This window comes from Actinomadura macrotermitis, assembly GCF_009604375.1.
GTDB lineage: Bacteria > Actinomycetota > Actinomycetes > Streptosporangiales > Streptosporangiaceae > Spirillospora > Spirillospora macrotermitis.
Genome location: NZ_WEGH01000002.1, coordinates 901,210 through 925,419, shown reverse-complemented (window position 1 = coordinate 925,419; position 24,210 = coordinate 901,210). Strand labels below are relative to the sequence as shown.

Here is a 24,210-nt window from a genome sequence, read left to right as displayed (position 1 = left end):
TCGGTGTGATGTGAGGATCCTTCGACTTTGGAGTCGTATGCGCGCATCCCGTGCAGCAATGGCCCTCTGCCTGACCACCGCCGTCACCCTCGTCCCGTCCACCGCCTCCGCCGCTCCCGCGGGCACGTTCTCGGCCATCACCTACAACGTCGCGGGACTTCCCGAACCCCTGTCCAGCGCCCCGTACCCGCGCCTGGAGGCCCATCTGGCGATCGGCGCCAGGCTCGCCCCCTACGACGTCGTCAACGTCCAGGAGGACTTCAACTACCACTGGGCCCTCTACTGGACGGACACCCACCCGTACCGGACGTGGAGCAGCGGCCCGGTGCCCTTCGGCAGCGGCCTCAACACGATGGCGCGCCACCCCGTCACCGACCTGAAGCGCGTCACGTGGGCCACGTGCTACATCAACCAGGCCGACTGCCTGACCCCGAAGGGCTTCACCTACAGCCGCGTCAAGCTGGCGGACGGCGTCTCCTTCGACCTGTACAACCTGCACGCCGACGCGGGCGACCAGGAGGGCGACATCAAGGCCCGCAACGCCGGCCTGGCCCAGCTCACCGCCTACATCGCCGAGCACTCCGCCGGCCGCGCCGTCGTCATCATGGGCGACACCAACGCCCGCTACACCCGACCCGGCGAGAACCTGAGCGCCTTCATCAGGGACAACGGCCTCACCGACTCCTGGGTCGCCCTGAAGCAGGGCGGCGCCGAGCCGACCCCGACCACCCCGCCGGCCGGCTGCGCGCCCACCGCCCCCGACCGCTGCGAGTCCATCGACAAGATCCTCTACCGCGGCTCGCCCACCCTCGCCCTGACCCCCGCCACCTACGCCACCCCCGCGTCCGAGTTCCTGCGCGACGACGGCAAGCCCCTCTCCGACCACGCCCCCACCACCGTCGCCTTCACCTGGACGGCCCGCTGACACCCTCCTCGCCCCGGACGCGTCATGACCTTGTCCGATCCCTGGTCAGAGCGCGCCGGGGCGAGGAAAGTAGAAACATGCCGCGGCCACCTGCCCAAAGAGCCGCCCCCGGAAAATCGCGGGAGCGCGAAGACGGCGCCCCCGCGCCCGAAGAAGACCGGTCCCCGGATCTCCTGGAGGTAAGAGGAACGACCCGAACGAGGCGAGAGCGCGAGGGAGCCGCCCACCCGTCGGCCTGCGGAGGCCGGTCCGGGGCCGGTCGTCACGTGAGAGCGGAACCCTGTGAGCGGCAGAGATATGAAGATGACGCCCACTCGCCAGGGTGCACGGAGTGCCGGCCCCAGGATCTTCGCCATGTGAGAGGCGAACCTGGTGAGGGATGGTCCCGTGAAGGTGACGCCCACTCGCCATGGTGCAGAAAAGATCAGCTTCGGCGAAGGAGCGACGAAAGAGCCGAACCCCGTGTGCGGCCGGGGGTGCGGGGGCGGAGCCCCCGCCCCGGGGGTTCCAGGGGGTCGTCCCCCTGGGCGGGCATAACGAAAGGGGCGGCGGCTCGCGCTTTCCGCGAGCACACCGCCCCTGTCACTTACGTGGGCGAGGAGGGATTTGAACCCTCACGTCCTTTCGGACACACGGACCTGAACCGTGCGCGTCTGCCGTTCCGCCACCCGCCCTGGGTGTCGCCCCCGTTTCCGGGTGCGAGAAAGAGATTAGCACGGTCGCGGGGGTGGTTAGGTATCCAGATACTTCGAGCGAACCATCGCACCGATACGATCGTCTATCACTGGGGAAGGGAGGTGCCCGTGGGCGTCATTCAGCGCTTCGAGCGAAGGCTCGAGGGCATGGTCGAAGGAGCCTTCGCCCGGGCCTTCAAGTCCGAGCTCCAGCCGGTCGAGGTGGCCAGTGCTGTGCAGCGCGAGATGGACGACCGGGCCGCGATCGTCGCACCGGGCCGGACGTTGGTGCCGAACGACTTCGTCGTCGAGATCTCTCAGCAGGACGGGCAGCGGCTGCAGGTGTACGCCGACAGCCTGAGCCAGGAGCTGGCGAATCTGGCGCGCGAGTACGCGAAGGAGCAGGGGTACTCCTTCGTGGGTCCGGTCCGGGTCCGGTTCGAGAACGCCGGCGACCTGACGACGGGCATGTTCCGCATCCGGTCCGGCGTGATCCGCGGGTCGACGGTCGAGGGCGGGGAGATCCGCCGCCCGGTGAGCGACGTCCCGCAGGGCGGCCGGGGCGGTGCGTTCGGCGGTCACCCCCGGCTGCTGGTCACCACGGCCGTGGAGGGCTCCGACACGACCCAGCGCACGTACGAGATCAATACTCCGGTGACGCTGCTTGGTCGCGGTACCGACTGCGACCTGCGGCTCGTCGACCCGGGCGTGTCCCGGCACCATGCCGAGATTCGTGTAGAAGGTCCCGAAATCGTCCTCGTGGATCTAGGGTCGACCAACGGCTCCTTCGTGAACGGGCAGCCGATCAGGCGTGTGACGCTGGTCGACGGGTCCCGGGTCACGATGGGCCGGACAACCCTGGTCTTCCGCCGCGATAGGGAGTAACCCCGACTCCGATGTCCGAATTCACCCTTACGCTGATCAAGCTGGCGTTCCTCGCGGTGCTCTGGCTCTTCGTCATCGCGGCCGTCGGCGTGATCCGGGCCGACCTGTTCGGCTCCAAGGCCGCCGCGAAGGCCGCCGGGCGGGCGGCGCAGCCGCGCGCGTCCCGGCCCGCCAAACAACCCAAGCAGCCCCGGGCGCCGCGCGCCGGAGGCGGCGGCGGGGGCGGCGGCGGCCCCTCCAAACTGGTCGTCGTCCAGGGCGAGCGGGCCGGTACCGTCATCGACCTCACCGGCGTGCCCATCACCATCGGCCGCGCCGGCGACGCCACGCTCGTGGTGACCGACGACTACGCCTCGAGCCGGCACGCCCGGATCTACGCGCAGGACGGCCAGTGGATCGTGGAGGACCTGGGTTCCACCAACGGGACCTACCTGGGACGCACGAAGGTGACCAGGCCCATGCCGATCCCGCCGGGCGTCCCGGTCCGCATCGGCAAGACCGTGATCGAGCTGCGCAAATGACTCTGGGAATCCGCTACGCCGCGCGCTCCGACGTCGGCATGCTGCGCGAGGGCAACGAGGACTCGGCCTACGCGGGCGCGCACCTGCTCGCGGTCGCCGACGGCATGGGCGGGCACGTCGGCGGCGAGATCGCCAGCGCCGCCGCGATCGAGGCGCTGCGCAAGCTCGACAAGGACCTGCCGGCCAACGAGCTGCTCGCGGCGCTGGAGCACACGGTCCGCACGGCCAACGACAACCTGCACCGCATCGTGGAGTCCGACCCGGCCCTGCAGGGCATGGGCACGACGCTGACCGCGATGCTGTGGGCGGGCAACCAGGTCGCGCTGGTGCACATCGGCGACTCGCGCGCCTACCTGCTGCGCGACGGCAGCCTGTTCCAGATCACCCACGACCACACGCTGGTGCAGTCGCTGGTGGACGAGGGCCGGATCAGCCCCGACGAGGCCGCCTCGCACCCGCAGCGGTCGCTGCTGCTGCGCGCCCTGGACGGCCGCGGCGAGGTCGACCCGGACCTGTCGCTGCGCGAGGCCAAGGTCGGCGACCGGTACCTGCTGTGCTCCGACGGCCTGTCCGGCGTGATCACCGCCGAGACGATCTTCCAGGTGCTGACCGACGTCGACGACCCCGAGCAGGCCGTCCGGCAGCTGATCGACCTGGCCAACCGGGGCGGCGGCCCCGACAACATCACCTGCGTGGTCGCCGACGTCGTCGAGCTCGGCGGCCAGCAGCAGCAGGCCCCGCCCGGCCGCGCGGTCGGCGCGGCCGCCAACGCGGGCCCGCCCGCCGGCCCCGGCATGGCGCAGGTCACCGCGCAGGACACCCCCGCGGGGCGCGCCGCGCAGCTGCGCGACACCTCGCCGCAGCCGCCGGTCGCGGTCGACGAGATGCCGCCGCCGGCGCCCGCCCCCCAGCACGAGGCGATGGGCGGCCGGGCCCCCGCGATGGCGCCGGCCCGGCGCGGCGCCGGGCTGCGGCGGTGGACCTGGCTGATCGTGGCGGCCGGCGTCGCGGTCATCGGCATCGCGGCGGCCGGCTTCTTCGTGATCCAGGACATCCGCACCGGCTACTACATCGGCGAGGAGAAGGGCCAGGTCGTGCTCTACCGGGGCATCCCCGACCAGGTCCCGCTGCTGCCGCTGTCGTACAAGGCGGCCGCGTCCCAGCAGCCGAAGGAGCCGCTCCCGGTGGCGGACCTGCCGCCGGCGCAGCAGGACGCGGTCCGCAAGAAGCAGACCGTCAAGGACGCCTCCATCATCGCCAAGCTGGAGACCATGGTCTGCCGCTACTCCCTGGTCGAGGACCAGGACAAGGTCGCGATCGTGCGCGGCCGCGGCCAGACGCAGGACTGCCAGGAGAAGAAGTTCGAGACCAGCGACGTCAAGCTGAGCGAACTGCCGCCGGCCGACGCCGACCGGGTCCGCAAGTTCCAGCCGGTCATCGGCCATGCCAAGGCCACCGAGGCGCTGCGCACGCTGGTCGAGCGCCGCAACAAGTGCCGGGCGAACGACCCCGCGGTCAAGGACTGCCCGGCGGGCAAGGGGGGCGGGGCGTAGATGGTGACCTCACTCGGTGAGCAGATCCGCGCCCACCTGCCCTACCAGCGCCGCAACGCCGCGACCGCCGCGCTGCTGATCTTCGCGATGGTGCTGACGCTGTCGGCGTTCGCCGAGGTCGGCCTGGCCCGCGACGGCAAGATCCCCAGCGGGCTGTTCCTGTACGGCGGCGGCCTGGTCGTGCTGGCCATCATCGCGTTCCTGGTGCAGTCGAAGTTCGCGCCGTACGCCGACCCGCTGCTGCTGCCGCTGGCGGTCGCGCTGAACGGCCTCGGCCTGGCGATGATCTACCGGCTGGACCTGGACACCAGCAAGGACCGCATCACCGCCGCCCAGGCCGGCAAGAAGTTCCTCAAGGACGCCGCGGACGCGCCCGGCCAGCTGATGTGGACGTTCGTCGGCATCGCGCTGTTCGTCGCCGCCGTGGCGATCATGCGCGACACCGACAAGAGCGACGCCAAGCTGTCGTTCACCCCCAAGACCGCGCAGCGCTACACCTACCTGATCGGTCTCAGCGCGATCATCCTGCTGCTGCTGCCGGTGGTGCCGGGCATCGGCTCGGAGATCAACGGCGCCCGGGTGTGGATCCACATCGGCCCGTTCTCGGTGCAGCCCGGCGAGTTCGCCAAGCTGCTGCTGGTGGTGTTCTTCGCCGGCTACCTGGTCAACAAGCGCCAGGCGATGTCGCTGATCGGCAAGAAGGTCGGCCCGATCAGCCTGCCGCGCGCCCGCGACCTCGGCCCGATCCTGGTCATCTGGTTCCTGTGCCTCGGCGTGCTGTTCATGCAGAAGGACCTCGGCACCGCGCTGCTGTACTTCGGCCTGTTCGTGTCGATGATCTACATCGCCACCCAGCGCGTCTCCTGGGTGATGATCGGCGTCGGGCTGCTCGCGGTCGGCGTCTTCATCGCCACGATGCTGCCGTTCATGGGGCACGTGAACCAGCGCATCGACATCTGGCGCGACCCCGGGCCGTACTTCGACGGCGGCTGCCTGGTGAACGAGAAGGTCGTCCCGGTCAACCCCAACACCGACATCTACAAGCAGACCAAGGAGGCGCTCGAGACCAGGGCCGCCCAGTACGAGGCGCAGGGCCAGGCGGCGAAGGCCAAGTCGACCCGCCTGATCGAGCCCGGCTACTACGCCTGCACCAACCAGCTGAAGGGCGACTACTCCGACAGCGCCCAGCTGATGAAGGGCCTGTTCGCGCTCGGGCAGGGCGGCGTCCTCGGCACCGGGCTCGGCCAGGGGCAGCCGTGGCGCACGCCGCTGTCGTTCAGCGACTTCATCTTCGACTCGATGGGCGAGGAGCTCGGGCTGACCGGGCTGATGGTGATCCTGCTGGTCTACGCCCTGATCGTCCAGCGCGGGATGAAGACGGCGGTCGCGGCCCGCGACCCGTTCCTGAAACTGTTCGCCGGCGGTGTGTCGTTCGTCCTGGCGCTCCAGGTCTTCGTGATCGTCGGCGGCGTCACCAGAATGATCCCGCTGACCGGTCTGACCACTCCGTTCCTCTCCCAGGGCGGTTCCTCGCTCATGGCCAACTGGATCCTCATCGCGATCCTGGTCCGGATGAGCCACGACGCCCGCAAGCCCGCCCCCCAGGCGATCCAGGACGAGGGCATGACCCAGATCGTGAGCACGAGATGAGCCTTTCGTCATGAACATGGACAAGCCGGTCCGCCGGGTGGCGATCTTCGGTCTGCTGCTGTTCTTCGCCCTGATGGCCCAGGTCAACTACGTCCAGGGCAGCCAGGCCGACAAGCTGCGCAACGACCCCAACAACACGCGCCGGTTCGCCGACGTGTTCAACTCGCCGCGCGGGCAGATCATCGCCGGCGGCCAGGTGCTCGCCGAGTCCCAGCCGACCCACAAGGACAACCCCAAGTACGGCCGCACCTACAAGGAGGGCGTGGTCTTCTCCCCGGTCGTCGGGTTCTTCAACGGCGGCGCGGGCAAGGTCGAGCTGGCCTACAACTCGCTGCTCGGCGGCACCGACAAGCGGATCACCCACCAGCGCTGGTTCGACGCCTTCATCGGCAAGAAGCCCGAGGGGGCCAACGTCGAGCTCGCCCTCAACACCCAGGCGCAGCGGACCGCCTACCGGGTGCTGAAGGGCGGCACCTCGCGCCGGGCCGGCGCCGCCGTCATCGACATCAAGACCGGCGCGGTCGTGGTGCTGGCGTCGGCGTCCACCGGCACCGACTTCGACCCGAACGAGGTCGCGCCGCAGAAGGGCACCGAGGGCGGCAAGCGGCTGGTGGAGCTGGACAAGGCCAAGGGCACCATCAAGCCGCTGATCGACAACGCGATGAGCCAGACGTTCCCGCCCGGCTCCTCCTTCAAGATCGTCACGGCGGCGCTGGGCATGGAGGACCTCGGCCTGGACTCCAGCAGCAACCAGAACACCGGCCCGCTGCTGCTGCCCGAGTCCCACCAGCCGCTGCCCAACTCCCACGACGGCGGCAGCTGCGCCGGCAGCGCCTCGCTCATCGACGCGTTCGCCGAGTCCTGCAACACCTCCTTCGGCCGGCTCGGCCTGGAGCTCGGCATCGACCGGCTGAGCGAGGGCGCCAAGCGGTTCGGGTTCGGCCGCAAGGTGCGGCTGGAGCCCGACCTGTACGCCGCGACCAGCGACGTGCCGAAGGAGACCCGCGACCTGTCGGGCAAGGTGACCCCGACCGGCCAGGACGGCACCGCCCGCTCGGGCATCGGCCAGGAGAACGTCCGCGCCACCCCGCTGCAGATGGCCATGGTCGCCTCCGCCGTCGCCAACAACGGCAAGATCATGCAGCCGTACCTGGTGCAGCGGGTCCGCGCCAAGGACCAGAGCGAGCTGTACAGCGCGCAGCCGAAGGAGTTCGGGCAGGCGATCAAGCCGGGCACGGCGAGCCAGCTGCGCGACATGATGCGCCAGGTGGTCTCCAAGGGCACCGCGACCAACCTGCAGGGCCAGAACATCGCCGGCAAGACCGGCACCGCCGAGCAGGGCGGGGGCAACCCCAACGCCCGCTGGTTCGTCGGGTTCGGCCCGATCGAGAACCCGCGCTACGCCTTCGCCGTCATCACCGAGGGCAGCGGCGACGGCGCGCACGGCGCGGGCCCGCTCGCCGCGTCCATCATGGCCCAGGTGCTGAAGAAGTGACCGAGGACCTCGTCCTGAACGGCCGGTACCGCCTGCACGAGCTGCTGGCGACCGGCGGGATGGGCGAGGTCTGGCGGGCCACCGACGAGGCGCTGGACCGGGAGATCGCGGTCAAGCTGCTGCGCGAGGAGCTGATCGGCGACGACTCCGCGGGCCGCCGCTTCGCCGCCGAGGCCCGCTACGCGGCGTCGCTGCGGCACGGCGGCATCGCGCAGGTGTACGACGCCCGCGAGCACGAGGGCCGCGCCTACCTGGTCATGGAGCTGGTGCCGGGCGAGCCGCTGTCGCGGCTGCTCGCCCGCACCGGCGGCCTGCCGGTGGAGCGCACCCTGGAGCTGGTCGCGCAGACCGCGGCGGGCCTGGCCGCCGCGCACGCCGCCGGGATCGTGCACCGCGACATCAAGCCGCCGAACCTGATGGTGACCACCGACGGCACCGTCAAGATCACCGACTTCGGCATCGCGCGCGGGCTGAAGGCGGCCTCGCAGACCCAGACCGGCATGGTCATGGGCAGCGCGCACTACATCTCGCCCGAGCAGGCGTCCGGGCAGCAGCTGACGCCGGCGGCCGACCTGTACTCGCTCGGCGTCGTCGCCTACGAGTGCCTCGCCGGGTCCCCGCCGTTCGACGGCCGCACGCCCGTCGACATCGCGCTGCAGCACGTCCGCGACGTCCCGCCGCCGCTGCCCCCGCGCGTGCCGGGGCCGGTGCGCGACCTGGTCGCCGAGCTGCTCGCCAAGAAGCCCGCGGACCGGCCCGCCGGCGCCGCCGAGGTCGCCGCGCGGGCCCGCGCGCTCCTGCCGGGCCGCGACGGGCAGGAGACGGCGAAGTTTGACGCCGCGGATCGGCCGGATACCCTCACCAAGGTGAAGGCGGCCGGGCAACGACGCCCGGCGCTGATCTACGGCTCGGTGGCCGCGCTGGTGGCGCTCGCCGCGCTCACCGCCGGCGCGCTGTGGCGCGACGACGGCAGCGCGGGCCTGGTCCGGGACGAACACTCCCAGCCGGCCCGGCCGGCGCCGTCCACCCCGCCGGCGGCCGTCCCCGGCACCGGGCAGGCGTCCCCGGACGTCCGCCGCCACCCGCCCGCCACCGGACGACGGCATCCGGGCAAGGACCGCAAGGATCGCAAGGACCGGCGTCGCACCGTCAAGAAGCGGAAGTCAACGGCCGAGCGGCCCGGCGCGTCACCCAGACAGAAGCGAAACAGGCAACCGGCCAGGGCGGCCTCCAACGCCCAAGAACCAGCACCCGCTCCGGCGGAGACCGCCACGACTCCGTCAACTCCGAGCCCGGCTCCCGTGCCCGTGCAGGGCAGGCGGCTAGGTTCGGAGGACAAGGTGTAGAGGTACGAGGGAAAGTGCACATATGAGTCAACCTCGGCTGCTAGGCGGCCGCTACGAGCTCGACGCCGTCATCGGGCGCGGTGGCATGGCCGAGGTCTACCGTGCCCGGGACCGGCGTCTCGATCGCATCGTCGCCATCAAGACGCTGCGCTCCGACCTCGCCCGCGACCCGATCTTCCAGGAGCGGTTCCGGCGCGAGGCGCAGTCCGCGGCCTCGCTCAACCACCCCTCGGTCATCGCGGTGTACGACACCGGCGAGGACATGATCGGCGACAACTCCATCCCCTACATCGTGATGGAGTACGTCGACGGCAGCACGCTGCGCGACCTGCTGCGGGAGAACCGGGCGCTGCTCCCCGAGAAGGCCCTGGAGATCACCGACGGCATCCTGCGGGCGCTGGACTACAGCCACCGCGGCGGCATCGTGCACCGCGACATCAAGCCCGCGAACGTGATGCTGACCCGCGGCCACGAGGTCAAGGTCATGGACTTCGGCATCGCCCGGGCCATGCACGACGCGGCGTCCACCATGACGCAGACCGCCCAGGTCATCGGCACCGCCCAGTACCTGTCGCCCGAGCAGGCGCGCGGCGAGCGCGTCGACGCCCGCAGCGACATCTACTCCACCGGCTGCGTGCTGTACGAGCTGCTGACGGGCCGGCCGCCGTTCACCGGCGACTCGCCCGTCGCGATCGCCTACCAGCACGTGCGGGAGGAGCCGGTCCCGCCGTCCCAGGTGGACCCCGACATCCCGCAGTGGGCCGACGCCATGGTGCTGAAGGCCATGGCGAAGGACCCCGCGCACCGCTATCAGTCGGCGAACGAGTTCCGGCAGGAGATCCAGCGGGTGCTGCACGGGCAGCCGGTCTCCTCCACCGCGGCGTCCACGATGCTGATGGGCGGCCAGCAGCAGCCGCAGGGCACGCAGGTGCTCGGGGCGGTCCCCGGCCAGACCCACATGCAGCAGACGCAGGCCGGCCGCAACGGCTACGACCTGCCGCCGGTGCAGTACGACGACCAGCGCCCCGAGCACGACGGCACCGGCAAGAAGGTCGCGCTGTGGGTCGGCCTCGCGGTGCTGTTCATCGGCGGCGCGGCGCTCATCGGCTGGATGCTGTCGAGCGGCGGCGGCGGAGGCGGGGAGAAGCCGACGAAGCCGGTCTCGATCACCGTGCCGGCGGGGCTGACCGGGCACTCGCGGGAGGACGCCGAGAAGGCGCTCACCGACGCGGGGCTGAAGGTCGGCGAGGTCAAGGAGGTCTACGACAACGACGTCGACGAGGGCAACGTCATCAGCACCGACCCCGAGAGCGGCGCCTCGGTCGCCAAGGGCAGCGCGGTGAACCTGGAGGTCTCCAAGGGGCGCAAGCCGATCGCCAAGGTCGACGTCCCCTCGGTGAAGGACCAGAGCTCCGCCCAGGCGCAGCAGGCGCTGATCTCGGCGGGCTTCCGCGTCGTCACCAAGCAGGAGAAGTCCAGCACCGTCGAGCAGGGCAACGCCACCCGCACCGACCCGCCCGCCGGGACGTCGGCGAAGAAGAACTCGCTGGTCACGCTGTACATCTCCTCGGGCGCCGAGAACGTCAAGGTCCCGGACCTGACCAACCAGAGCGCCCGGGCGGCCTGCGGGCAGCTGGTCTCGCTCGGCCTGAAGTGCAAGGTGGACCAGACGCCGCCGCCCCCGGGCACCCCGCCGATGGCGCCCGGCCTGGTCTACCAGCAGAGCGTGCCGAAGGACTCGACGCTGGCGGCGGGCGAGACCGTGGTCATCTCGGTGGTGCCGAAGACGACGCCGACGCCGTCGATCACGGTCCCCGGCACCGGTAACTGATCCGGCCGCAACGCCGAAGGGCCCGGACCCCGTGAGGGGGGTCCGGGCCCTTCGGCGTTGCGCGCCGTGTGAGGACGGCGCGGACGCGAAGAGGGCTTCCGCCACTCGGGGGCAATGGCGGAAGCCCTCGGTACGTACTTCGGAGTAACCCATGTCGGCGTTACAGGGCACGGGAGAATTTTTCATAGCAAACCGACAAGTCCCGCCGGAGCCGGACGGCGCCGCCCGAACGGTGCGGTCTACACGGGGGCGGCGCAGCCGGCCAGCCAGTTGCGGAACAGGTCGTGGCCGCAGGCCGACAGCACCGATTCCGGATGGAACTGGACCCCCTCGACCGGGGCGTCGCGGTGCCGCAGCCCCATCACGACGCCCTCCTCGGTCCGCGCGGTGATGTCCAGGACGCCGCCGGGGACGCTCAGCGGGTCGACGGCGAGCGAATGGTAGCGGGTGGCGGGGAAACCGCCCGGCAGGCCCGCGAAGACGCCACGGCCGTCGTGGTGGATCCGGCTGGTGCCGCCGTGCACGATCCGCGGCGCCGGCCCGACGACGGCGCCGTGCACGTGGGCGATCACCTGGTGGCCGAGGCAGACGCCGAGCAGCGGCAGGCCGCGCTCCCCGGCGTCGTGCACCAGGTCCAGGCAGACGCCGGCGTCCGCGGGATGGCCGGGCCCGGGGCTGACCAGCACGCCGTGGACGGACGCGGCGTCGGCGAGGCGGACGTCCGAGCGGTCCTTGACCAGGCAGTCGGCGCCGAGCTCGCGCAGGTACTGCACGATGTTGAAGACGAAGCTGTCGTGATTGTCCACGACCAGAACACGCACCCCGCCATTGTCGCCGCCCGCGCGCGGTGCCCCGGCCGGTCAGCCCGCGCCGGGCCTGGCGGGCGCCGTGGGGGTGCTGTCGACCACGCCCGGGTCGAACTGCACCTTCGGCTCCAGCCAGGGGAACACCAGGTACCACAGCACCGCGCAGAGCGCCACGACGAGCGCCAGCGCGATGGCGGTCCTGACCTGCCACGTGCCGGGCAGGTTGCGCCAGATCCAGCCGTACACGGCGTTCCTCCTCCTGTCCTGCGGGCCTGCCGGGGTCAGTGCTGCGCCGCGGCGGGGGTGGCCGCGCGCGGCAGCTCCTCGCTCAGCTCACCGAAGACGATCATCCGTTCGGCGGCCGAGTACTTGGGGTGGCAGGTGGTCAGCGTGATCATCCGCCGGGTCGGCGTGCGGCCCGGATGGAAGGGCACCGGCGCGGTGACGTCCACGTCCGTCGGCTTCACGATCCGGCGGTCGGTGACCTTGTAGACGTACTGCCGCTGCCGGGTGTCGATCAGGATCTTGTCGCCGGCGCGCAGCTCGCCGAGCCGGTTGAAGGGCGCCGAGTAGGTGGTGCGGTGCCCCGAGACCACGAAGTTGCCGATCTGCCCCGGCAGCGCGCTGCCGGGGTAGTGGCCCGGCCCCTTGCGCAGGTCCGCCAGCTCCACGCCCTCGATGACGACGAAGCGGTAGGACGCCCCGAACCTGGGGATGCGGATCATCGCCAGGCCCTTGCCGATCCGCACCTTCTCGGTGGTCACCCGGGGCGCCCGCCACTCCTTGATCATCTCCTTGCCGAGGGAGTCCTGCTGCTGCTGGGTGTAGCGGCCCGTCCCCCACAGCTCGTAGGTGACGAACAGCAGCAGCACCAGGCCCGCCGTGATGCACAGTTCGCCCAGCCCACGGATGAGCATCCGCACCGCGCGTCCCCTCTCGGCATAGAAAAGCCCGCCCCGGCATGTCGCCTAGGCGCCGTCCCCGTCCGGGTCGTCCGCCACCTTCGCGTGGTTCATCGTCACGTTTCCGGTGTAGGCGGGCAGGGACACCCGGTCCAGGGTCCGCACCGAGTATCCGAGCCCGTAGGCGCGTACGTACCTCTTGTAAATCGAAACCTCGGGGGAGGAGTCAAGCGCGGCGCGCAGCCGGCGCGGATCTCCCACCGCGGTGATGCGGAACGGAGGCGAGTAGACGACCCCCTGCAGGATCAGGGTGTTGCCGACGCAGCGGACCGCGCTGGTCGCGATCACCCGCTGGTCCATGATCTTCAGGCCGGTGGCGCCGCCCGCCCAGAGCGCGTTCACCACCGCCTGCACGTCGGCCTGGTGCACGACCAGGTCGTCGGGGGCGGCGCCGCGCGGGGGCGCGCCGCCGGAGCGGGGCGCGTCGTCCAGCCGGACCCGGACGCCCGGGCCGGCCAGCGGGGTGAATCCGGCGCGGGCGGCGAGCCGGTCGGCGCGCTCCTGGGCGGCGCGGGCGCGCGCGTCGTGCCGGCCGGCGGCGCGGGAGACGGCGTCGACCTCGCGGCGCAGCCGCTGGTAGTCGCCCAGCTCACGGCGGGTGCGGCGCTGCTCGGCGGTGATCAGCTCGGTGATCCGGGTGCGGCCCTCCTCGCGCAGGTCGGTACCGCGGGCCGTGCTCGCGCTCGCCGCGAACAGGGTTCCCGCCGCCAGCGTGAGTGCTGGGATGATGCTTCCCCACGTTCGACGCCGTACGCTGCTCACCAGCGACTACGCTAACCGACAAAACGACCATGCGCGGACCGGCGCTCCGGCCGCCAGCCGCCCGAGGAGATCGATCCCACCGTGGCCAAGTCCAAAGTGCGCAAGAAGGCCGTCTACACGCCGCCGCAGAAGTCCAAGGCACCCGAGGTCAGCCCGCGCTGGCTGGCCCCCGCCATGGTCGTGCTGTGGCTGATCGGGCTGGCCTGGATCGCGACGTTCTACGTGACGGCCAGCACCGGCACCAAGGTGCCGCTGATGAGCGACCTCGGCAACTGGAACCTGGGGATCGGCTTCGTCGCGATCATCCTGGGCGTGGTGCTGGCGACGCGCTGGCGCTGACTCCTACCCCGTTTCGCGGCGGCGCAATCCACCAAGGTTGTCCACAGCCTGGGGACGACTTCGGTGCCGTGCCGCGGCCGCTCGGCAAAGACGCCGCCACCTCCCCGTCACGGGGACGTGGCGGCGTTTCGCCGTGCCCGGGGTTCAGACCAGCTCGGTGGTCTTGACCGCCGTCAGCACCACCAGCAGGACCAGCACCGCCGCGGTCGCCGCGATCTGCACCGCCTGCCGGTGCCGGGCCGGTGCGTACGCGTAGGCGGCGGCCAGCACGGTGCCGGTCACCAGCCCGCCCACGTGGCCCTGCCAGGAGATCCCCGGCACCGAGAACGTGATCACCAGGTTCAGCACCAGCAGGAACACGATCGGCCCGGGCGGCGTCCCCAGCCGGCGCGCGATGACGAAGTAGGCCCCGAACAGGCCGAAGATCGCGCCGGACGCGCCCACCACCGGCGTCCCCGGCGCGAGCAGGTAGGCCAGCACCGAACCGCCGAGCCCCGACAGCAGGTACAGCGCCAGGAAGCGGCCCCGCCCGAGCACCTGCTCCAGCTGCGGCCCGAGCGCCCACAGCGCGTACATGTTGAACAGGATGTGGGTGATCCAGAACGAGCCGCCGTCCGGCGGCTGGTGCAGGAACATCGAGCTGAGCAGGCGGTACCACTCGCCCTCGGCCACGCCGATCGTCGCGCCGCCGTCGAACCGGTACAGCCCGATCATCGCCAGCTCGTCGAACACCCGGTCGGTGGCGAGCTCGCCCAGGTAGGCCAGCACGCACAGGCCGATCAGCGTGTAGGTGACGACGGGCCGGGCCCCGGCGCGGGCCGGGGCGCCGAGGACCGTGCGGGGCCGCCGGACGGACCGGCGGCCCTCGGCCACGCACTCGACGCACTGGTGCCCGACGGCGGCCTCCCGCATGCACTCGGGGCAGATCGGCCGATCGCACCGGGTGCAGCGCACATGGGTCTCGCGGCCCGGGTGCCGGTAGCAGACCGGCGCCGGGGCCTCGGGCACGGAAGGACGCTCAGGGGTCATCGGACGGCTCCGTCGTGGCCGGTACGCGGGGTCACACCCTGTACTACGACTGGCGGCGCTCGATCGTCACCGAGTCGATGGTGACGTCCTTCACGGGACGGTCCTGCCGGCCGGTCTCCACGGCGGACAGCTGGTCCACCACGTTGGTGCCCTCGATGACCTTGCCGAAGATGGTGTGCCGGTTGGTCAGGTGGCGGGTGTTGGCCACGTTGGTGGTGATGAAGAACTGCGAGCCGTTGGTGCCGGGCCCGGCGTTGGCCATGGCCAGCAGGTAGGGCCGGTCGAACTTCAGCGACGGGTGGAACTCGTCCTTGAACTGGTAGCCGGGGCCGCCGGTGCCGTTGCCGAGCGGGTCGCCGCCCTGGATCATGAAGTCGGGGATGATGCGGTGGAAGACCGTCCCGTTGTACAGCGGCCGGGTGGTCCTCTCGCCGGTGGCGGGGTCCAGCCACTCGCGGGTGCCCTCGGCCAGCCCCACGAAGTTGGCCACCGTCTCGGGGGCCTCGTTCGGGAAGAGCTGGATGACGATCTTGCCGAGCGACGTGTTGAACGTCGCGAAGATTTCCTCAGCCACGGTGGGCCGCCTCCTCGTCGAATCGTGTGTGCTCGCGACCTTCTGCCTACCATGCGTGACCGCTCGGGCGCACCCGCATGGTTTACCCCCCGCTCGATGGGAAGGCTGCTTGCACAGGGCCTCGCAAACAGGGAGGTTAGCGTGTCGCTAATGTTCAGGACCCGTCGCAAGCCGCAGGACGAAATGATCAGCAAGGTCGGCCGGATGCAGGAGGCGTGCCGCCACGGCGCCGAGTACGCCAGGCAGGGCGCGTCCACCGCGGCCGAACGGATGGGCCCGACGGCGCAGCAGACGCGTGAGGCGGCCATGGAACGCATGCTGCAGGCGCGCGAGTGGAGCGCGCCGCGGCTGGAGCAGGCCGCCAGGTACGTGGAGTCGGATCTGGCTCCCCGGGTGAGCTCGTTCCTGGACGAGACGGCGCACCGCGTCGAACCGCCGCAGACGAGCCGCCGCAGCCGCAAGGGCGTCATGATGATGCTGGCCGCGGTGGCCGCCCTCGGGGTGGCCGGCGTGGTGATGACGCGGCGTTCGGGCAAGACCGACCCGTTCTTCGACGAGCCGCTGCCCGAGAAGACCGCCGCCGAGTCCGACGGCAAGGTGCAGCAGCCCAAGGCTTGAGGCGACGTGAGGGGACCCGGCTCGCCGAGCCGGGCCCTTCGCGCGCTCCGGCAGATGGTAGGGCGCACGCGTTATACCGGCCATTTCCCCCCACCCGGTACGGTGGGCGCCATGTCGTCGAAAGCCAGCCCGCTGCGGCAGCTCGTGCCCGCCCGGATCAAGGACCGGGCGCGCCGGGGCATGCACCTGGCCGTCCATCGCGGCTGGGAGTGGATCCAGCGGCAGGGGGAGATCACCCCGCACACGCCGGGCCGCCGCCGGTTCGCCCATCTGGGCGAGGGCGCGTGCATCGGCTTCCCGGTCGGAGCGATCTACGGCGAGCCGTGGATCTCCATCGGCGACCACACGCTGGTCGGCACGCACGTGACGATCTCGGCGGGCTTCGTCCCCGGGCTGGACCTCGGCCCGGACGTGATCGTAAAAATCGGGTCAAGCTGCTCGCTCGGGCGTGGCACCCACATCGTCGGCCACCAGTCCATCGAGATCGGCGACGACGTCTTCACCGGCCCGAACGTCTACATCACCGACCAGAACCACACCTACGGCGACCTGGACATGCCGATCGGGCGGCAGTGGCCGGAGAACAACCCGGTCGTCATCGGCGACGGCTGCTGGATCGGCACCGGCGCGATCATCCTGCCGGGTACCCGGCTCGGCCGTAACGTCGCGGTCGCCGGCGGCGCGGTCGTCCGCGGCGAGTTCCCCGACCACTCGGTCATCGGCGGCGTGCCCGCGAAGGTGCTGCGCAGCTACGACGAGGCGCGCGGCTGGGACCCGCCGCTCCGCTCGGCCGGCTCGCTGATCTCGGCGGACGAGCTCATCGGCCTGTCCCTGAGCGGCATGGAGGGCCTGCAGGTGCTGCAGGACCGGCTCCGCGAGGAGAGCACGGCCCGCCTCGAAGAACGCCTCGGCGACCGCCCGGACGCCCGTCTCAGCGAAGAGGCCAGCTGACCCGTCCTCCCGGGTCGTCCACCGGTCGCGGTCGGGGGTGGGACCGGCTCGGCGGTTCGGGTCAGCCGGTCCGGAGCAGGGTGTGCAGGCCGGCGGTGTCGATGATGTGGGCCCGCGAGGGGAAGACCCGGTGGAGCAGGACGTTGTGGACTTCGCTGTCGGGGTCGGCGACGCCGTCGGACAGGACATAGAGCCGGTAGTCGCGGTCGGCCGCGTCGACGAGGGTGGACAGGACGACGCCGCTGGTAGTGATGCCGGAGATGACCAGAGTGGTGATGCCGCGCTCGCGTAGCCGCTGGTCGAGGTCGGTAGTGGACATGCCGCCGTAGCGGACCTTGCGCACGATGATGTCGCCGGCCTGGGGTGCCAGCCGTTCATGAATGGCGGCGGCAGGGTCTTGGTGGTGCATGACGCGATGCCGTGCCACCGGGGCGAAAGACTTGTTGGTGTCCGGGATCGCGTCCCAGTCGGCATCGGTGAAGCCGACACAGATGTAGGCGATGGTGCCGCCGTTGGCGCGGACGTCGGCGATGGCCTTCTCCACGCGGCCGAGCAAGGCTTCGCGGTCCCCGTCGGCGGGCAGAGAGGCCAGGATCGCCGGCTGGTAGTCCATGACGAGAAGAGCGGTGTGCGCGGGGTCGAAAGCGGGGGCGGTGCTCACGCGAGTGTTCTCCTTATGTGCGGCTACGGGCCGGTTCCGGCTCGGGCTGTGAGGTGTGGTCGCGTCGGGGGAGCAGCAGCGGGGTCGCCAGCAGGAGCACGCCGGCCAGGCCGATGGCCGTACGCGGGCCGAGCAGGCTGCCCAGCACACCCCAGACGGCCGTCAGGAGCGCGGCCGAGGCCTTGGTCGTCACCGCCCAGGCGGACAGGGTGCGCGCGGCCCGGCCGGCCGGGGTGCGCTCGAGGCGGCAGGTGGCGGAGACGGGGTTGAAGACGCCGCAGCAGAAGATGAGCCCCAGTTCGACGCCGATCACCAGCAGCAGCCCTGCGGTGCCCGGCCCCAGGAAGGCCAGGCCGATGGGCCAGATCGCGCGCAGCACCCCGGTCGCGACCAGGACCTGGTGCGGCCCGAACCGGGTGACGAGCGGCCGGGCCAGCCGCGAGCCGAGCAGCCCGCCGATCGAGGGCGCGGCGAAGGCCAGGCCGTACTGCCACGGTGCGAATCCGAGCCGGTCGAGCATCAGGACGGCCAGCAGCGGCTGAGTGGCCATCACCAGGCCGTTGAACAAGGCGGTGTTGAAGAACAGCCGGCGCAACGTCGCGTCGGCGAGGATGTACCGCCAGCCGTCGAGCAAGTCCGTGGCCCGCATGCGTGCGGCGTCCGGGCGCTCGGGCCGCGGCTCGTGTCCGCCCATCGCGCGGATGCCCAGGGCCGAGAGCAGGTAGCTGACCGCGTCGGCCACCACCGTCGCCACCGGGCCGAGGAGCCCGATCGCCGCGCCGCCCAGCGGCGGTCCGATGATCGTGGTCGTCCAGGCCGTGGACTCGAACCGGGCGTTGGCGACGAGCAGGTCCTCGGCCCGCAGCAGGGTCTTCAGGTACGCGCCGGAGGCGGAGCGGAAGGCGATGTCGGCCGCCGCGACGACGGCCGAGACCAGCAGGAGCTGAAGGAAGGTGAGCACGCCGAACGCGAACGCGACGGGGATCGTCAGCAGCGCCGCGAACCGCACCAGGTCCATCGCGATCAGCACAGGACGCTTGCGGCGGAACTCCACCCACGGGCCGAGCGGTACCGCCACGGCGGCGCCCACCGCGGCACCCACGCAGGAGAGCGCGGCGACCTCGGCCGGTCCGGCGTGCAGCACCTGGATGGCGATCAGCGGGAACGCGCCGAAGGCGAGCCAGGTACCGAGCGCGCTGGTCCCGTACGCTCCCCACAGCCAGCCGAACTGCCGTCCCAGACGGTGCCCGCTCCGCATGCCCGACGCCCCTTGCCGCTCATCTGCACAACCGATCCGTGATCGGATTCATCCAAGCGCGCGTCACAGCCAGGGATCAAACAACTCTGGCGGCCATCGTCACAACGGTTAGTTGTACCCATAGGGTATCGACATGGATCTCGACACCATCCGGACCTTCGTCGCGGCCGCCGACGCGGGGCAGTTCCAGGAGGCCGCCGCCGAGCTGGCCGTCACCCAGCAGGCCGTCTCCAAGCGCATCGCCGCGCTGGAGCGCAACCTCGACGTGCAGTTGTTCACCCGCACCGCGCACGGGGCCCGGCTCACCATCGACGGGCAGGCGTTCCTGCCCCACGCGCGCGAGCTGCTGCGCGTCGCCGAGCGCGCGGTCGCGTCCGTGCGCGCCGGCAGCCGTCCGCTGCGCGTCGACGTGCTCGCCTCGCGCAGCGCGCAAGCGGGCCTGATGCGCGCCTTCCACCGCGCGCACCCCGACATCGAGCTCGACGTGGTGATGCTGTTCGACGGCGAGACGGCCGTCGCCGCGCTCAGGTCCGGCACGATCGACGCGTCCTTCCGCGCCGTCACCGTGCCCGGCCGGCCCCTCGGCGCGGACATCGCGTCCGTCCGGGTGCTCGACGAGGCGCTCCAGCTCCTCACCGGCCCCGCCCATGCGCTGGCGGGTGCCCGGTCGGTGACCCTCGCCCAGCTCGCCGGGCACCGGATCTGGATGCCCGGCATCGTTCCCGGCACCGAATGGGCCGCCTACTACGACGACCTCGTCGCCGAGTTCGGCCTCACCGTCGAGGCGACCGGCCCCAACTTCGGCTCCGACGCGCTCCTCGACACCATCGCCGACACCCCGGCCCTGGCCACCTTCATGGGCGAGCAGACCCGCCTTGTCTGGCCCGCCGACCACGGCCTGCGCCGCATCCCGATCATCGACCCCACGCCCGTCTACCCGCACTCGCTCCTGTGGCGCCGCGACAACCCCCACCCGGCGCTGGCCACCCTCCGCGCCCACCTCTCCGCCACAACGACCGGCCACGACGCCGACGGGACCTGGACACCCCGCTGGGTGACCCCGCGCTGACCGCCACGGCGTCTGCGATCCTCGTGGCCGGGCCGACAGATAAAGGGCGAACCAGCACCACTTCTCCCGACTTGTCCACCCACAGATTCCCGTTGATCGTCTCCATGTAGACGACGTCGACGTCAGGGCCTGGTAAGCCCAGGACGGTGAACGGCCCTATGGTTCCCGGGTGTTCCACTCCCCCGGGCGGGGTGGGACGGATGACACTGGTGGAAGTACGGTCCGCCCCCGGGCGGGGACTGCCTTTGCCGGCGTCGGAGAAGTCTGCCTCGCGGAGGCGGGACCGCCTTTGGGGGGAAGGCGGGGTCGTACCCTCCCCCGCAAAGGCCCGCCGGCCCATGGGGCCGGCGGTCAGCTGAGGAAGCCCTCGTAGTTGCGCTGCTGCAGCCGGGCCTCGATCTGCTTCACCGTGTCCAGCCCGACGCCCACCACGATCAGGATGCTCGTGCCGCCGAAGGGGAACTCGTCCCCGAGCTTGAGCAGGGCCAGGGACAGCATCGGGACCAGCGCGACGAAGCCCAGGTAGAGCGCGCCCGGGGCGGTGATGCGGGACAGCACGTGGTCCAGGTACCCGGCGGTCGGCCGGCCCGGGCGGATGCCCGGGACGAATCCCCCGTACTTCTTCATGTTGTCGGCCACCTCAGTGGGGTTGAAGGTGATCGCCACATAGAAGTAGGTGAAGAAGATGATGAGCACGAAGAACGCGGCCATGTGCCAGGGGTCGCTCTGCTGCAGATGGGGCCGGACCCACCCCAGCCAGCCCGCGTGCGGCCAGAACTGGGCCGCGAGCGAGGGCAGGTACAGCAGCGACGAGGCGAAGATCACCGGGATGATGCCGGCCTGGTTGACCTTCAGCGGGATGTAGGTGGACGAGCCGCCGTACATGCGGCGGCCGACCATCCGCTTGGCGTACTGCACCGGGATGCGGCGCTGCGCCTGCTCGACGAAGACCACGCCCGCCATGATGGCCAGCCCCACGATGATCACCAGGGTGAAGACGAACGGGCCCTTCGCCTTGTAGATCCCCCAGAACTGCGCCGGGAAGACCGCGGCGATCTGGGTGAAGATCAGGATGGACATGCCGTTGCCGACGCCGCGGTCGGTGACCAGCTCGCCCAGCCACATGACCACCGCGGTGCCGGCGGTCATGACGATCACCATGGTGGTCACCGCGGCGAGGCCGCGGTCGTAGAGGATGTCGGCGCTGCCGGGGACGCCGCCGAGCAGCCGGCCGGTGGCGGCCATCGCCACGACGGTGGTGCCCTGCAGGACCGCCAGCGCGACCGTCAGGTACCGGGTGTACTGGGTGATCTTGGTGGTGCCGGCCTGTCCTTCTTTCTTCAGGGCCTCCAGCCGCGGGATCACCACCGTCAGCAGCTGCAGGATGATGCTGGCGGTGATGTAGGGGTAGATGCCGAGCGCGAACACCGACAGCTTGAGCAGCGCGCCGCCGCTGAACAGGTCGACCAGGCCGTACAGCGGGTTGTTCTTGCGGCCCGCGACGGCGGTCTCGGCGAGCACCTTGACGTTGACGTTGGGCGTGGGCAGCGTCTGCCCGATCCGGAACAGCACGATGATCAGCAGGGTGAACAGCAGCTTCCGGCGCAGCTCCGGGATGCGGAACGCGCGGGCGAAGACGGTCAGCACGGCCGCCTCCGGAGGGGACGGTGTCCGGGCGTGGTGGTACCGGCGAGCGCGGGGAACGCTCGCCGCACGGTGGTGCGGAAGATGACTTGCCTCCATACGGGAACGCCGCAGCATCCGCAGGGACGCTGCGGCAGATGACGGTGAGCGTCAGGAACCCGTGCTGGAGGGCGGTCCTCGCACCTTGACGGCGGAGGAGGGGACGGACGGCGGGAGGCCGTCCGCCGCGGCGCCGGCCCGTGCGCCGGTGCGCGCCGGTCCGGGCGCGGCGGGGCCGTGCCCGGCGATGGCGGCGTAGCCGCCGGAGGGGCCGGACCGCCGGTGGTCGTCCGGCGCGTACCGGACGGCGACGGCCTCGGCGGCCTGGGCGCGGCCGTTCACCGCGGTGGCCGCCGCCGCTGCGGTGCCCGCGCGGATCACTTCCGCGACGCCGCTGCCGGGGACGGCCGACAGCGTCGCGGTCACCGCGAAGCCGAAGAGGCCGGCCAGTACCGCGAGGAGCCGTTGGTGGCGGCAGACGTGCTCGTTCACGCCCCGCCCACCTCCGCCCGAGTCGATCTCCTCCTCGCACCGTACAGCGCGATCGGCGCGATCGGCCTCCGGACGGCGAAAAGACCGCGCCCCCGCTCAGCGGTGCTGAGCGGGGGCGCGGTCTTCAGGCTGGATCAGCCGGAGTAGGACGTCGGGCTGGCCGGGCGGCGGTCGCCACCGCGGTGGTTGCCGTGCGGGGCGCCGCCGGAGCGGCGCTCACCGTAACCGCCGCCACGACGCTCGCCGCCGCCGTTGTAGCCGCCGCCACCGCGGGGGGCGCCGTAACCGCCGCCACCGCCGTTGTAGCCGCCGCCCTCGCGACGCTCGCCACCGTTGTAGCCACCCTCGCGACGCTCGCCGCCGCCGTTGTAGCCGCCGCCACCTTCACGGCCGCCGTTGTAGCCGCCGCCACCGTTGTAGCCGCCGCCCTCACGGCGCGGCCCGCCACGGCCGCCGCCGCCGTTGTAGCCGCCACCGCCGCCGTAGCCGCGGCCGCCGCCACCGCGACGGCCACCGCCGCCGGGACGTCCGCCGCGGCCGCCCTCGCCGCGGCGCGGGCGCTCGGGGATCAGCGGCTCGGTGATCGGGATGCCGGACGGGATCCGCGCGCCGGTCAGCTTGATCAGCTCGGCGTCGCCGCCGGACGCGACGCGGGTGCGCGGCGCCTCGATGCCGGCGCGCCGGGTCATGGCCGAGGTCGACCGGACCTGGTGCGGCAGCACCAGGGTGACCACGGTGCCCTTCTCGCCCGCGCGCGCCGTGCGGCCGGCGCGGTGCATGTAGTCCTTGGAGTCGGCCGGCGGGTCGACGTGCATGACCAGGCTGACGTCGTCCACGTGGATGCCGCGCGCGGCGACGTCGGTGGCGACGAGCACGCTGATGGTGCCCTCGCGGAACTCGTGCAGGGTGCGGGTGCGCAGGCCCTGGCTCTTGCCGCCGTGCAGGCCCGCGGCCCGCACGCCGACGTCGGTGAGCTGCTGCGCCAGCCGGTCCACGCCGTGCTTGGTGCGGGCGAACAGGATCGTCCGGCCCTCGCGGTTGGCGATCTCGGCGGTGATCAGGCCCTTCTCCTTGGGCGCGACCAGCAGCAGGTGGTGGTCCATCGTGTCGACCGACTCGTCGACCGAGCCGATGGCGTGCGTCACCGGGTCGTTCAGGTAGCGCTTGACCAGGACGTCGACGTCGCGGTCCAGCGTCGCCGAGAACAGCATCCGCTGGCCGCCGACGCGGGCCTGGTCCAGGATGTCGGTGACGTCGGGCAGGAAGCCCATGTCGGCCATGTGGTCGGCCTCGTCGAGGATGACGATCTCGACGTCGGACAGGTCGCAGGCGCCCTGCCGCATCAGGTCCTTCAGCCGGCCGGGGGTGGCGACCAGGATCTCCACGCCGCGGCGCAGCGCGTCGATCTGCTTGAACATCGAGGTCTGCCCGATGACGGTCTTGAAGTGCAGCCCGAGGCTGCGGCCGAGCGGCTCCAGGTTCGTCTGGACCTGCTGGGCGAGCTCGCGGGTCGGGACGAGGATGAGGCCGAGGGGGCGCTTCGGCGCGGCGCGGCGGCCGGCCAGGCGGGCCAGCAGCGGCAGGCCGAACGCCAGGGTCTTGCCCGAGCCCGTCTTGCCGCGCCCGAGGACGTCGTGGCCGGCCATCACGTCGGGGATGGCGGCGGCCTGGATCGGGAACGGGGCGTCGATGCCCTGGCGGGCCAGGGCGGCGACGAGCTCGGCGGGCAGGCCGAGCTCGGCGAAGCTGGGAACCGTCGTCTCGTCCTCGGTGGACGGGGTCAGGTCATGGGCAGCAGGAACGTTGGTCACGCAATACCTTCCGAGAGGGGGGCACGTCTCGGGAGGCACCACGGATCAGGTCAGTGGGCGTCAAGGACGAGCCGGACGCGTTCAGCGTCGTAAGAGTGATTTGTTCAGTCTAACGTCGCCGACCTACCTCCTTATGCCCCGTACCGGAGTATGCCCTGCGCCACATGTCCCGCTTTGGCTGCTTTTGTCGCATTGTGCGGGGTGGAAAAGAGGGCCGGATCCCGCGTCTGCGGCGCCGTGCGCGGCGCCCGGGCAGACGAACCGAACGTCCGGAGGAAGTCGGGGGACACCGTCTTCACCTGCAAGCGCGGTGCC

The 24,210-nt window shown here is 71.5% G+C and carries 23 protein-coding genes and 1 tRNA gene; 12 read left to right on the top strand and 12 right to left on the bottom strand.

The window, feature by feature from the left end; genetic code table 11:
• Positions 1-58: 58 nt before the first annotated feature.
• On the top strand, positions 59-925 hold the full coding sequence (locus ACRB68_RS16100; RefSeq protein ID WP_153533267.1) for an endonuclease/exonuclease/phosphatase family protein: 867 nt from the start codon (positions 59-61) through the stop codon (positions 923-925).
• A gap of 591 nt (positions 926-1,516) precedes the next feature.
• Here the strand turns inward: ACRB68_RS16100 and ACRB68_RS16095 are convergent.
• Positions 1,517-1,599 (bottom strand) — tRNA-Leu (locus tag ACRB68_RS16095).
• A gap of 129 nt (positions 1,600-1,728) precedes the next feature.
• Here ACRB68_RS16095 and ACRB68_RS16090 point away from each other — a divergent pair.
• The 7 genes from ACRB68_RS16090 to pknB are packed head-to-tail and all read left to right on the top strand — an operon-like array spanning position 1,729 to position 10,880.
• A complete protein-coding gene (locus tag ACRB68_RS16090) occupies positions 1,729-2,484 on the top strand; it encodes a DUF3662 and FHA domain-containing protein (RefSeq protein ID WP_328594276.1) in 756 nt (251 codons plus the stop codon).
• 11 nt (positions 2,485-2,495) lie between these two features.
• The gene (locus ACRB68_RS16085; RefSeq protein WP_153533266.1) at positions 2,496-3,005 is read left to right on the top strand and encodes an FHA domain-containing protein FhaB/FipA; all 510 of its coding nucleotides are present in this window, start codon (positions 2,496-2,498) and stop codon (positions 3,003-3,005) included.
• Positions 3,002-4,558: a Stp1/IreP family PP2C-type Ser/Thr phosphatase gene (locus ACRB68_RS16080; protein WP_153533265.1), complete on the top strand. Its 1,557-nt coding sequence runs from the start codon at positions 3,002-3,004 to the stop codon at positions 4,556-4,558. Before ACRB68_RS16085 ends, ACRB68_RS16080 begins: the two co-directional genes overlap by 4 nt.
• Positions 4,559-6,208: an FtsW/RodA/SpoVE family cell cycle protein gene (locus ACRB68_RS16075; RefSeq protein ID WP_153533264.1), complete on the top strand. Its 1,650-nt coding sequence runs from the start codon at positions 4,559-4,561 to the stop codon at positions 6,206-6,208.
• A gap of 10 nt (positions 6,209-6,218) precedes the next feature.
• Positions 6,219-7,703 carry a peptidoglycan D,D-transpeptidase FtsI family protein gene (locus ACRB68_RS16070; RefSeq protein WP_153533263.1) on the top strand — a complete coding sequence of 495 codons (1,485 nt, stop codon included), beginning with the start codon at positions 6,219-6,221 and terminating at the stop codon, positions 7,701-7,703.
• The gene (locus ACRB68_RS16065; RefSeq protein ID WP_328594275.1) at positions 7,700-9,049 is read left to right on the top strand and encodes a serine/threonine-protein kinase; all 1,350 of its coding nucleotides are present in this window, start codon (positions 7,700-7,702) and stop codon (positions 9,047-9,049) included. The genes ACRB68_RS16070 and ACRB68_RS16065 overlap by 4 nt, the downstream gene beginning before the upstream one ends.
• Before the next feature lie 22 nt (positions 9,050-9,071).
• Positions 9,072-10,880, top strand: a complete 1,809-nt coding sequence (gene pknB, locus ACRB68_RS16060) for a Stk1 family PASTA domain-containing Ser/Thr kinase (RefSeq protein ID WP_153533262.1) — start codon at positions 9,072-9,074, stop codon at positions 10,878-10,880.
• A 239-nt stretch (positions 10,881-11,119) separates the two neighbouring features.
• Here the strand turns inward: pknB and ACRB68_RS16055 are convergent, their stop codons facing one another.
• The 4 genes from ACRB68_RS16055 to ACRB68_RS16040 are packed head-to-tail and all read right to left on the bottom strand — an operon-like array spanning position 11,120 to position 13,410.
• Entirely contained in the window at positions 11,120-11,701 is a 582-nt protein-coding gene (locus ACRB68_RS16055; protein WP_328594274.1) for an anthranilate synthase component II, read from the bottom strand.
• A 39-nt stretch (positions 11,702-11,740) separates the two neighbouring features.
• On the bottom strand, positions 11,741-11,932 hold the full coding sequence (locus ACRB68_RS16050; protein WP_235959839.1) for a hypothetical protein: 192 nt from the start codon (positions 11,930-11,932) through the stop codon (positions 11,741-11,743).
• Positions 11,933-11,967: 35 nt separating this feature from the next.
• Positions 11,968-12,603, bottom strand: coding sequence for a class E sortase (locus ACRB68_RS16045; protein WP_153534916.1), 636 nt, complete (start codon positions 12,601-12,603; stop codon positions 11,968-11,970).
• 51 nt (positions 12,604-12,654) lie between these two features.
• Positions 12,655-13,410: a DUF881 domain-containing protein gene (locus tag ACRB68_RS16040; RefSeq protein WP_328594271.1), complete on the bottom strand. Its 756-nt coding sequence runs from the start codon at positions 13,408-13,410 to the stop codon at positions 12,655-12,657.
• Between the two features lie 81 nt (positions 13,411-13,491).
• Between ACRB68_RS16040 and ACRB68_RS16035 the strand changes: the two genes are divergently transcribed.
• Positions 13,492-13,749 (top strand): cell division protein CrgA, encoded by a 258-nt coding sequence (locus ACRB68_RS16035; protein WP_328594270.1) that lies wholly within the window; start codon positions 13,492-13,494, stop codon positions 13,747-13,749.
• A gap of 144 nt (positions 13,750-13,893) precedes the next feature.
• Here the strand turns inward: ACRB68_RS16035 and ACRB68_RS16030 are convergent, their stop codons facing one another.
• Entirely contained in the window at positions 13,894-14,778 is an 885-nt protein-coding gene (locus tag ACRB68_RS16030) for a rhomboid family intramembrane serine protease (protein ID WP_153533259.1), read from the bottom strand.
• 43 nt (positions 14,779-14,821) lie between these two features.
• Positions 14,822-15,352, bottom strand: a complete 531-nt coding sequence (locus tag ACRB68_RS16025; RefSeq protein WP_328594268.1) for a peptidylprolyl isomerase — start codon at positions 15,350-15,352, stop codon at positions 14,822-14,824.
• Positions 15,353-15,502: 150 nt separating this feature from the next.
• Between ACRB68_RS16025 and ACRB68_RS16020 the strand changes: the two genes are divergently transcribed.
• Together ACRB68_RS16020 and ACRB68_RS16015 are read left to right on the top strand one after the other, a co-directional pair.
• Positions 15,503-15,970 carry a hypothetical protein gene (locus tag ACRB68_RS16020; protein WP_153533257.1) on the top strand — a complete coding sequence of 156 codons (468 nt, stop codon included), beginning with the start codon at positions 15,503-15,505 and terminating at the stop codon, positions 15,968-15,970.
• A gap of 111 nt (positions 15,971-16,081) precedes the next feature.
• The gene (locus tag ACRB68_RS16015; RefSeq protein WP_153533256.1) at positions 16,082-16,921 is read left to right on the top strand and encodes an acyltransferase; all 840 of its coding nucleotides are present in this window, start codon (positions 16,082-16,084) and stop codon (positions 16,919-16,921) included.
• A 61-nt stretch (positions 16,922-16,982) separates the two neighbouring features.
• Here the strand turns inward: ACRB68_RS16015 and ACRB68_RS16010 are convergent, their stop codons facing one another.
• Positions 16,983-17,582: a cysteine hydrolase family protein gene (locus tag ACRB68_RS16010; RefSeq protein WP_328594267.1), complete on the bottom strand. Its 600-nt coding sequence runs from the start codon at positions 17,580-17,582 to the stop codon at positions 16,983-16,985.
• Positions 17,583-17,595: 13 nt separating this feature from the next.
• Positions 17,596-18,840, bottom strand: coding sequence for an MFS transporter (locus ACRB68_RS16005; protein ID WP_153533255.1), 1,245 nt, complete (start codon positions 18,838-18,840; stop codon positions 17,596-17,598).
• A gap of 133 nt (positions 18,841-18,973) precedes the next feature.
• Between ACRB68_RS16005 and ACRB68_RS16000 the strand changes: the two genes are divergently transcribed.
• Positions 18,974-19,909: a LysR family transcriptional regulator gene (locus ACRB68_RS16000; RefSeq protein WP_153533254.1), complete on the top strand. Its 936-nt coding sequence runs from the start codon at positions 18,974-18,976 to the stop codon at positions 19,907-19,909.
• Between the two features lie 351 nt (positions 19,910-20,260).
• On the opposite strand, the gene secY is transcribed toward ACRB68_RS16000, so the two are convergent.
• The 3 genes from secY to ACRB68_RS15985 form a co-directional block, all read right to left on the bottom strand.
• Positions 20,261-21,556: a preprotein translocase subunit SecY gene (gene secY, locus ACRB68_RS15995; protein WP_328594265.1), complete on the bottom strand. Its 1,296-nt coding sequence runs from the start codon at positions 21,554-21,556 to the stop codon at positions 20,261-20,263.
• A 147-nt stretch (positions 21,557-21,703) separates the two neighbouring features.
• Positions 21,704-22,084, bottom strand: coding sequence for a hypothetical protein (locus ACRB68_RS15990; protein ID WP_153533253.1), 381 nt, complete (start codon positions 22,082-22,084; stop codon positions 21,704-21,706).
• A gap of 134 nt (positions 22,085-22,218) precedes the next feature.
• A complete protein-coding gene (locus ACRB68_RS15985; RefSeq protein WP_328594264.1) occupies positions 22,219-23,895 on the bottom strand; it encodes a DEAD/DEAH box helicase in 1,677 nt (558 codons plus the stop codon).
• Positions 23,896-24,210: the final 315 nt, after the last annotated feature.

Bases quoted from the DNA above. Each gene is read 5' to 3' on its own strand.
- ACRB68_RS16070 (WP_153533263.1), top strand. From the start codon at position 6,219: ATGAACATGGACAAGCCGGTCCGCCGGGTGGCGATCTTCGGTCTGCTG.
- ACRB68_RS16045 (WP_153534916.1), bottom strand. From the start codon at position 12,603: ATGCTCATCCGTGGGCTGGGCGAACTGTGCATCACGGCGGGCCTGGTG.
- ACRB68_RS16085 (WP_153533266.1), top strand. From the start codon at position 2,496: ATGTCCGAATTCACCCTTACGCTGATCAAGCTGGCGTTCCTCGCGGTG.
- ACRB68_RS16005 (WP_153533255.1), bottom strand. From the start codon at position 18,840: ATGCGGAGCGGGCACCGTCTGGGACGGCAGTTCGGCTGGCTGTGGGGA.
- ACRB68_RS16030 (WP_153533259.1), bottom strand. From the start codon at position 14,778: ATGACCCCTGAGCGTCCTTCCGTGCCCGAGGCCCCGGCGCCGGTCTGC.
- ACRB68_RS16080 (WP_153533265.1), top strand. From the start codon at position 3,002: ATGACTCTGGGAATCCGCTACGCCGCGCGCTCCGACGTCGGCATGCTG.
- ACRB68_RS16000 (WP_153533254.1), top strand. From the start codon at position 18,974: ATGGATCTCGACACCATCCGGACCTTCGTCGCGGCCGCCGACGCGGGG.
- ACRB68_RS16015 (WP_153533256.1), top strand. From the start codon at position 16,082: ATGTCGTCGAAAGCCAGCCCGCTGCGGCAGCTCGTGCCCGCCCGGATC.
- ACRB68_RS16100 (WP_153533267.1), top strand. From the start codon at position 59: ATGGCCCTCTGCCTGACCACCGCCGTCACCCTCGTCCCGTCCACCGCC.
- ACRB68_RS16075 (WP_153533264.1), top strand. From the start codon at position 4,559: ATGGTGACCTCACTCGGTGAGCAGATCCGCGCCCACCTGCCCTACCAG.
- ACRB68_RS16020 (WP_153533257.1), top strand. From the start codon at position 15,503: ATGTTCAGGACCCGTCGCAAGCCGCAGGACGAAATGATCAGCAAGGTC.
- pknB (WP_153533262.1), top strand. From the start codon at position 9,072: ATGAGTCAACCTCGGCTGCTAGGCGGCCGCTACGAGCTCGACGCCGTC.